We start from the raw sequence: 252 nt of genomic DNA on the forward strand, positions 1-252 counted from the left end.
ACCTGTATTATTTTTCGCCGCAACCATCACACCCGCCACCATTGTCGCGTGGTTGGAGACCACATTCGGCAAGGTGCCATTGGTTTGTTGAGTCTGCAACCAGGCTTTGTCAACATTCGCCGCAAGGTCGGGGTGATTGATATCAAATATTTCAGGCGCGGTGGCAAACTTACCGCCCGGCTCGAACTGACCAATGCGTACGCCCTTGCCGGTGTAGTCCTTCCAGACCGGCAGAATGTTGGCATCGCTCAG

The 252-nt window shown here is 54.4% G+C and carries 1 protein-coding gene; it reads right to left on the minus strand.

The annotated features are described in order from the left end of the window. The coding region (locus SLS51_RS24970; RefSeq protein WP_323840908.1) for a S8/S53 family peptidase at positions 1–252 on the minus strand (252 nt) is incomplete at both ends.

The sequence above is a fragment of the Photorhabdus africana genome (assembly GCF_035181445.1).
Lineage (GTDB): Bacteria > Pseudomonadota > Gammaproteobacteria > Enterobacterales > Enterobacteriaceae > Photorhabdus > Photorhabdus laumondii.